This window comes from Flavobacterium sp., from assembly GCF_035760125.1.
GTDB lineage: Bacteria > Bacteroidota > Bacteroidia > Flavobacteriales > Flavobacteriaceae > Flavobacterium.
The window spans coordinates 1-7,412 of the sequence record NZ_DASTTN010000333.1 but is presented as its reverse complement, the minus strand read 5'-3'; the positions used below and the strand labels follow the sequence as shown (position 1 = coordinate 7,412).

6 protein-coding genes are annotated in these 7,412 nt (G+C 36.0%); 2 read left to right on the top strand and 4 right to left on the bottom strand.

Features of this window, described 5'->3' with window-relative positions; all coding sequences use genetic code 11:
* Together VFS71_RS11990 and VFS71_RS11985 are read right to left on the bottom strand one after the other, a co-directional pair.
* On the bottom strand, positions 1–951 hold a 951-nt coding region (locus VFS71_RS11990; RefSeq protein ID WP_326401519.1), incomplete at its 3' end, for an amidohydrolase family protein.
* Between the two features lie 13 nt (positions 952–964).
* On the bottom strand, positions 965–1,690 hold the full coding sequence (locus VFS71_RS11985; RefSeq protein WP_326401518.1) for a polyprenol monophosphomannose synthase: 726 nt from the start codon (positions 1,688–1,690) through the stop codon (positions 965–967).
* 101 nt (positions 1,691–1,791) lie between these two features.
* Here VFS71_RS11985 and VFS71_RS11980 point away from each other — a divergent pair, with 101 nt between their 5' ends.
* Positions 1,792–2,463, top strand: a complete 672-nt coding sequence (locus tag VFS71_RS11980) for a DUF4271 domain-containing protein (RefSeq protein ID WP_326401516.1) — start codon at positions 1,792–1,794, stop codon at positions 2,461–2,463.
* Positions 2,464–2,476: 13 nt separating this feature from the next.
* Positions 2,477–3,226 carry a uroporphyrinogen-III synthase gene (locus VFS71_RS11975; protein WP_326401514.1) on the top strand — a complete coding sequence of 250 codons (750 nt, stop codon included), beginning with the start codon at positions 2,477–2,479 and terminating at the stop codon, positions 3,224–3,226.
* Between the two features lie 631 nt (positions 3,227–3,857).
* On the opposite strand, the gene VFS71_RS11970 is transcribed toward VFS71_RS11975, so the two are convergent.
* Positions 3,858–4,538: a zinc metallopeptidase gene (locus VFS71_RS11970; protein ID WP_326401513.1), complete on the bottom strand. Its 681-nt coding sequence runs from the start codon at positions 4,536–4,538 to the stop codon at positions 3,858–3,860.
* A gap of 177 nt (positions 4,539–4,715) precedes the next feature.
* A partial coding sequence (leuS, locus tag VFS71_RS11965) for a leucine--tRNA ligase (RefSeq protein ID WP_326401511.1) occupies positions 4,716–7,412 on the bottom strand: 2,697 nt, incomplete at its 5' end.

The following is a 7,412-nucleotide window of genomic DNA, read 5'->3' as shown; positions in this document are numbered from 1 at the left end:
CAATGTATGTGGTGCATGATCCGTTGCAATGACATCAATTCGTCCATCATTTAGCGCTTCCCACAATACTTTTCTATCGTTAGCGGTTTTTACGGCAGGATTCCATTTAATTAGATTGCCTTTAGTTTCATAATCATCATTAGTAAACCACAAATGATGTACACAAACTTCCGCGGTAATCTTTTTGTCCTCAAGTGGAATTTTATTGCTAAATAATTCCATTTCTTTGGCAGTCGAAAGATGAAAAACATGTAATCTTGCCCCGGTTTTTTTGGCCAAAGCAACTGCTTTTGAAGAAGAAATATAGCAAGCTTCTTCACTGCGAATAAGATGATGCGCAGTTACTGGCACATCTTCACCGTATTCCTCTTTATATTTCTCTAAATTGTTTTTAATTGTCATTTCATCTTCACAATGAACCGCAATCAACATTGAAGTACAAGCAAATATTTTCTCCAAAACCGCTTCATTGTCAACCAACATATTTCCTGTGGAAGACCCTAAAAATATTTTGATTCCAGCAACATTCTTAGGATTTGTTTTCAATACTTCCTCAAGATTGTCATTGGTAGCACCCATCATAAAAGAATAATTGGCAAAAGATTTTTCGGCTGCAATTTTGTATTTTTCTTCTAGAATTTCTTGGGTAACAGCATTAGGTACTGTATTCGGCTGTTCTATATAGGAGGTAATTCCTCCTGCAACCGCAGCTCTAGATTCCGATTCAATATCTCCTTTATGAGTAAGACCAGGCTCTCTAAAATGTACTTGATCATCGATAACTCCTGGCAAAAGGTAATTCCCTTCCGCATCAATAATCATACAATCAGAAGATTTCAGGCTAATATTTTCAGAAACCTCTACAATAAGGTCATTCTCTACCAGCACATCCCCTTCAAAAATAACTCCTTCATTTACTATTTTAGCATTTTTAATCAAATATCTATTCATAGTATCTTTCTTTTTACAAACTGTTAACTAACTTTTTTAAACGCAACATAATAACTCCGAATACGGCTTCAACAATTATTGAATTACTCATTTTGGATTGCCCTTTGGTTCTATCGGTAAAAATAATAGGCACTTCCGAAATGGCAAATTTTTTACAATACGTTCGGTATTTCATTTCAATCTGAAAAGCATACCCAACAAATCTAATTTTATCTAATTTTATAGCTTCTAGTACTGATCTTTTGTAACAAACAAATCCAGCAGTAGCATCATGTATTTTCATTCCGGTAATCATACGAACATAAACCGATGCAAAATACGACATTAAAACACGACTTAAAGGCCAATTTACAACATTTACTCCGGTTACATAGCGAGATCCAATAGCCAAATCAGCATCGCCGAAATGACAGGCATCATATAATTTCTCCAAATCATTCGGATTGTGTGAAAAATCAGCATCCATTTCAAAAATAAAATCATAGTCTTTTTGCAATGCCCATTTAAAACCATGCACATAAGCGGTACCCAATCCTGATTTCTTAGTCCTTTTTTCCAAAAACAATCTACCATTGTATTCTGACTGAAGCATAACCACTTTATCCGCAGTATGATCCGGAGAGTTATCATCAATAATTAAGACATGGAAAGGTTTGTGTTGAGAGAGCACTGCTCTAATAATGCTTTCTATGTTTTCAATTTCGTTATAGGTGGGAATTATAACAATGCAATTGTTCATGTTTCGCGTAATTTCCGTGCAAAAGTAACGTTTTTATGCCATTTGATTATTATAAAATTATAATAAATAATGTTATAAAAATTACTAATTTTGCTCTAATTATGACTGAACATGTACTTCATCCTAGAATAACCGACACTAACGACTGGGTAACACTAGTTTTTATTATGGCTTTTGGCATCATTGCTCTAACCAAATCCGTCTACGAAAACCGCTTTGAAGATTTCACAAAATTGATATTTTCAGACAAGTATGTTCGAATATACAGAGACAGCAGTCATTTAATGGGAATGTTTTCCATATCCTTATTCGTTGTTCAGATTATTTCCTTTTCGTTTTTTATCCAAATTTTACTAAACAATTTTGGTTATGGTTCAAAAACAGATTGGATTTTATTCATTCAAATATTCACTTTTGTCATTTACTTCATCTTATCGAAATTTTTAATCGAAAAAATCATTGCAACTGCGTTCAAAATAGAAGAACTTGTCGAACAGTTTAATTTACAGAAAGTTACGTATCGAACATATGTAGGTTTATTACTACTGCCAATTGACATCATTTTATTCTATTATGAATCCATCTTAAAAAATATCCCATTACTGGTTCTATATAGTATCGTAGTTATGAACGTTTTACTGTATGTGTACTCCATAAAAAATTATAGAAAAGAAATTTTCAGTAAGTTGTTTTATTTTATTTTATATCTTTGCACTCTTGAAATAGCACCCTATTATTTTATGTATTATTGGTTTACAAAAGGTAGCGTTTAGAAATTATTTAAATATGAAAGTGAAAACAATTTTGGTATCACAACCAGAACCTAAAGTGGAAAATTCTCCATACTTTGAGCTGCAACAAAAGCATAAAGTAAAAATTGATTTCAGACCTTTTATTCACGTAGAAGGTGTAAGCGCAAAAGAGATTAGACTTCAAAAAATCGATCTTAACAACTACACCGCTATTATATTAACAAGTAAAAATGGCGTGGATCATTTTTTCAGAGTAGCTGAAGAAATGCGCTATAAAGTTCCTGAAGGATTAAAATACTTTTGCCAATCTGAAGCAATTGCATTCTACCTACAAAAATATGTAGTGTACAGAAAACGTAAAATCTATGTGGGCCCTAAAGATTTTGCTGATTTGTCACCTTTAATTAAAAAATACAAAGACGAGAAATTTTTATTGCCGGCATCTGACCAATTAAACGCAGATATTCCTGTAACACTAAACGCTTTGAAAGTAGACTGGACTCCAGCCACTTTTTACAAAACTGTTATGAGTGACTTGTCTGATTTGGCCGATGTTTATTACGACGTTTTGGCTTTCTTTAGCCCAACTGGAATTAAATCATTATATAAAAACTTTCCCGATTTTGAACAAAACAATACTCGAATAGCCGTTTTTGGAAGCACCACTCAAAAAGAAGCTTTAGATCACGGATTGCGCATAGACATTATGGCTCCAACACCTGGAACTCCATCTATGACAATGGCTTTAGAAAAATACATTATCGAAGCCAACAAAGGAAAATAGACACACACAAGATTCTAAATATTTAAAATTCCAAATCCCAACTTTAAACTGTTGAGATTTGGAATTTTTCTTTTAAATCATTTCGATTAATTTTGATTTCAAATTACAGCCAAATTCTTTATTTTGGTTTAAAATTAAACCTTATGACGCGGGAATAGTCAAAGAAATGACCGTGATCGAAATTACCAAATAACCACTATATGAAAAAACTCAAACTTACCCTTCTCATTCTCTCTTTTTCTCTTGTTCTAATGAACTGCAACTCCACAAAAAAAGGAGCCGAATACACCAAAGTGGAAAAAAAATAAGCTACAAAACAGACATCGAACCTATAATTGCAAATAGCTGTACTCCTTGTCATATACCGCCTCAAGGAAAGAAAGAACCGCTAGAGAACTACAATCACGTAAAAGAAAATATTGGTGCGATACTGGAACGCGTTCACCTACCTCAAGACAATCGTAAATTTATGCCTCCTGTAAACAAAAAACCAGCTTTAACTAATGACCAAGTTGCACTTTTGGCAAAATGGCAAGAACAAGGTATGACTGAATAATACTCATACTTTTATAAAAAAATCCGTCTCGTCCAAAGACGAGACGGATTGCATTTTTTATAAAGCGCAATGAACTTACCTTCTATTATTAAATATCGAGATATAATACAGTAAAGTAGCGATTGATCCCAATGCAGCAACCACATACGTTCTGGCAGCCCATTTCAAGGAATCTTTTGCCCCTGCATGCTCTTCTCGCGTTAACATGTTTTTATTCTCCAACCAAGCCAAAGCCCTGTTACTCGCATCGTATTCTACCGGTAAAGTAACAATTGAAAACAACGTTGTCGCGGCAAATATTACAATCCCAACCAATAGCAATTGCGGAAAAGTACGAAGCATCAAGATTCCCGCCAATAAAATCCACTGCATATAAGTCGAAGCCACATTAACAATTGGCACCAACTGAGAACGCAAAGTCAACATACTATATGCCGTGGCGTGTTGTACTGCATGTCCACATTCGTGCGCCGCTACAGCCGCAGCCGCAGCGTTTCTTTGGTTGTAAACTGCCTCACTCAAATTGACTGTTTTATCGACCGGATTGTAGTGATCTGTCAACTGACCCGGAGTTGAAATAACACGCACATCACGAATTCCGTGGTCGGCGAGCATTTTTTCAGCGATTTCGGCACCGGACATTCCGTTTTGCAAACGTATTTTAGAATAAAACTCAAATTTACTCTTTAGTGTAGAACTCACTAACCAACTTGCCAGCATAATACCACCCGCAAGAATTAAATAACTCATTCCCATATTTTGTTTTTTTTTATTTTCTGTTTCTAAATAAACATCAAATTACAAACCAAATTTAACAAAATGTCATCTTGTCACTTGTAAACTGTTGTTAAATTATTCTGAAACAAAAAATCCCAAACCCCAATCGTAAAATTGGAATTTGGAATTTATTAAAATTTGGAACTTGATTTCCTTTTACCCCACCAAATTGATAATTTTCCCCGGAACAATAATCACCTTATTTGGCGTTTTACCGTCCAGCTGTTTGATGGTTCTTTCGTCTTTCATAACGATTTCCTCGATTTGTTCTTTGGTTAAATCCAAAGGCAAAACCATAGTAAAACGCATTTTTCCGTTGAAAGATACCGGATATTCTTTATCGCTTTCAACCAAATGTTTTTCGTCTAAAGCTGGAAAAGCTACTGTAGCAATAGAATCTGTGTTTCCTAACAACGACCACAATTCTTCAGCGATGTGAGGCGCATAAGGCGAAATCACAATCGCTAATGGTTCCAAGATAGCACGAGAATGACAGTTTTGCGCTGACAATTCGTTCACGCAAATCATAAACTGTGAAACCGAAGTATTAAAAGAGAAACTCTCAATGTCCTCTGCCACTTTTTTGATGGTTTTGTGCAATGATTTTAGGTTGTCTTTCGTTGGTGCGTCATTAGTAACAATCAATCCATTTTCGTCAAAATACAAACGACATAGTTTTTTCAAGAAACCAAAAACTCCCGAAATTCCAGCCGTGTTCCAAGGTTTTGCTTGTTCCAATGGCCCTAGGAACATTTCATACAAACGCAAAGTATCGGCTCCATATTCATTACAAATATCATCTGGCGTTACTACATTGTATTTGGATTTCGACATTTTTTCGATTTCGCGACCTACTATGTATTTTCCGTTGTCTTCGCAAATGAATTCAGTATCTTTATAATCTTCTCTAAACTGCTTGAATTTTTCAATATCCAATTCTTCCGAAGCGTTTACAAATGAAACATCCGTATGAATAGGCTGAACATTTTGCCCGTTAATTTTATTTTTAGAAACAAAAGTATTTGTCCCTTCCAATCTGTAAACAAACGCACTCATCCCCAAAATCATCCCTTGATTAATCAATTTCTTGAATGGCTCTTCAGTTGGAGCAAAACCTTTGTCTTTTAAGAATTTGTTCCAAAAACGGGAATACAATAAGTGACCTGTAGCATGTTCGCTTCCACCAATGTATAAATCCACACTTTCCCAATATTTCAAGGCTTCTGCACTGGCAAATTCATTTTTGTTATGAGCATCCATATAACGCATCCAATACCAAGAACTTCCCGCCCAACCCGGCATTGTGTTCAATTCTAATGGAAAAACAGTTGCATTATCAACCAAACTAGTGTCAACTACTTTATTATTTACACTATCCCAAGCCCAAACAGAAGCATTTCCTAATGGAGGCAATCCGTCTTCGGTTGGTAAATATTTCTCTACTTCCGGCAAGATGATAGGCAAATGTTGCGCATCAATCATTTGCGGTAAGCCATTCACATAATACACCGGGAAAGGCTCTCCCCAATATCTTTGACGGGAGAAAACTGCATCACGCAAACGGTAATTGATTTTCCCTTTTCCTTGATTTATTTTTTCTAATTCCTCAATAACCTTTTTGGTTCCTTCTTTGTAATTCAATCCATTTAGAAAATCGGAATTGGCCAACAGGGTTTTTTCTTTATCGTCAAATGGTTTCTCAGAAATATCAGCCCCTTCCTGAATATTTTTAATTTCAGGCATTCCGTTTTGACCTTTGAAGAAATTAGCGAAAGCATAATCTCTTTCATCACCACAAGGAACCGCCATCACAGCACCTGTTCCATATCCTGCCAAAACATAATCCCCAATCCAAACCGGAATTGGCTCTTTGGTAAACGGATGCTCAGCAAAAGCTCCCGTAAATACACCCGAAATAGTTTTTACATCGGCCATACGCTCTCTTTCGGAACGCTTGGCTGTTTTTTCAATATAAGCTTCAACTGTCGATTTTTGCTCTGGAGTTGTAATTTGCGCAACCAATTCGTGTTCTGGCGCCAAAGTCATAAACGTAACTCCAAAAATAGTATCAGGACGAGTTGTAAAGACTTCGATATTAGCTTCGTGATCTTTCAATCTAAACGAAACCATCGCTCCCACCGATTTTCCAATCCAGTTTCTTTGGCTTTCTTTAATACTTTCGCTCCAGTCAATATTATTCAGACCTTGTAGCAAACGTTCCGCATAAGCCGAAATTCGCATACTCCACTGTGTCATTTTCTTGCGTATAACTGGAAAACCACCACGTTCCGAAACGCCGTTAACTATTTCGTCATTCGCCAAAACCGTTCCCAATCCCGGACACCAGTTCACTTCGGTCTCCGCTAAATAAGTCAATCGGTATTGCAACAAAATTTTCTCTTGTTGTTCTTTTGCGAAAGCGTTCCATTCATCTGCCGAAAATAATTCAATATTATCATCACAAACTGCATTAACATTCGCATTTCCTTCTGCAGAAAAAACCGAAATCAAAGTCTCAATATCTTCCGCTTTATCAGAATTTTTATTGTACCAAGAATTAAACAATTGGATAAAAATCCATTGTGTATGCTTGTAATAATCAGGATTCGAAGTACGAACTTCACGATCCCAATCAAATGAAAATCCTATTTTATCCAACTGCTTTCTGTAGCCGGCAATCACTTTTCCTTCTTTGTCAACGCCACCGTCAATATTTACCGAAGTCGTGTCCTCAGGGCGTTGCCCAGTCTGAATCGCATATTGCTCAGCTGGCAGTCCAAAACTGTCATACCCCATCGGGTGCAACACGTTAAAACCTTGGTGTCTTTTGTATCGAGAATACACATCCGAAGC

What these genes read in the sequence shown, in the direction of transcription:
- VFS71_RS11985 (WP_326401518.1), bottom strand. Translation starts at nt 1,690, where the DNA reads ATGAACAATTGCATTGTTATAATTCCCACCTATAACGAAATTGAAAAC.
- VFS71_RS11980 (WP_326401516.1), top strand. Translation starts at nt 1,792, where the DNA reads ATGACTGAACATGTACTTCATCCTAGAATAACCGACACTAACGACTGG.
- VFS71_RS11975 (WP_326401514.1), top strand. Translation starts at nt 2,477, where the DNA reads ATGAAAGTGAAAACAATTTTGGTATCACAACCAGAACCTAAAGTGGAA.
- VFS71_RS11970 (WP_326401513.1), bottom strand. Translation starts at nt 4,538, where the DNA reads ATGGGAATGAGTTATTTAATTCTTGCGGGTGGTATTATGCTGGCAAGT.